This window comes from Nocardioides sp. NPDC023903, from assembly GCF_040639295.1.
Lineage (GTDB): Bacteria > Actinomycetota > Actinomycetes > Propionibacteriales > Nocardioidaceae > Nocardioides.
The window spans coordinates 1-1,141 of the sequence record NZ_JBEZZS010000101.1 but is presented as its reverse complement, the minus strand read 5'-3'; the positions used below and the strand labels follow the sequence as shown (position 1 = coordinate 1,141).

Below are 1,141 nucleotides of genomic sequence, written 5' to 3'. Positions count from 1 at the left end.
CCTGGAAGCGGCGAATTCGGTATGAGGGCCGTGGCTGAGACGGGTTGCGGTCGACGGTGGTTGTGCGGCCGTCGTGCGGCGGTTGGTTACGCAATGCGTCGCGCAGAGGCCGGGCGTCAGGGCTGTAACCAGGGGCGGGTAACTGGTTTGTCGGGGTTGAAGTGGGCGTAGGGGTTTGCGGTGTTGTCCGAGCCGGGTTTGTGGTGGGCGGAGTAGAACTCGGTCGGCTCTCGGGGCTGGTTCCCGCGCGTGATTCGGACAGCGCTGATGGGGTTGTCGGCCTGGACGGAGACGAGGTCTGGTCGATTGGCAGCGCAGTCCGGGTGGTCGAGGTCGAGGTGACCGGGGCTGGATTTGTGGCGGTGGGTGTTGTGGATCTGGGCGATGACGGAGGCGACGTTGGGGTAGGGCTGATCGCGGGGGCCGGTATGGAAGTCGGCGGGGCAGTGGGGGGTGGGGTTGATGTGGTGGGAGTTGTTGTCGGCGTGGGGTTTGTGACTTGAGTCGGCGGTGCGGTCGCGGTTGTTGCCGTGGCTGTTGATGTATCTGAAGTATTTGGGCGGGTGGTGTCGGAGGCCGTGTGGGTGAGGTTGTTCGTGGGGGCGGAGGGAGTCGAGGTTGTGGATTGCGGTGGGGTCGACTCCGAAGTGGCGGTTGCCGAGGGTGTCTGTGGGTCGGTGGGCGCTGTCGGGGTTGTGCCGTTCTCAGCGGTGAGCGGCGACGGATTCTGCTGTGTTGGTGGTGAATTCGGCGGTGCGCTCTCGGAGGGAGCGTTCGACGAAGTCGAAACATCGTGGGAAGGGAGATCCAGTGATGATCCGGTGGGGCTCGGGGGGTTGCGTGAGGAGGTGTCGACGACGGGGGTGTCGGTGGTCGGCTGCGGGTTGCTGTTGGTCGTCGTCGACACGTCGGTGTCATCGACACTTGATGGCGTGGCGTCGCCCTGGTCTGGGGTTTCGCTGGGTCCGTTGGTATTCGGGTTCGGCTGGGTCGTGCCGCCCGTCGACGGAGTCTCCGTAGGGCTGTTGCTTTGGGGACTGGATGGCTCGGTGTCCTCGGGTGAGTTCTCCGGGGCTGCCGGGTTGTCTCGCCGTCGGTGCCTTCACCGGAGTCTTCGGGCTTCTTCTTGTCCTTGTCGCCC

At 65.2% G+C, this 1,141-nt stretch carries 1 protein-coding gene; it reads left to right on the top strand.

Features of this window, described 5'->3' with window-relative positions; translation table 11 throughout:
- Window positions 1-530 precede the first annotated feature (530 nt).
- A partial coding sequence (locus tag AB0F44_RS30240; RefSeq protein ID WP_357361073.1) for a hypothetical protein occupies window positions 531-1,141 on the top strand: 611 nt, incomplete at its 3' end.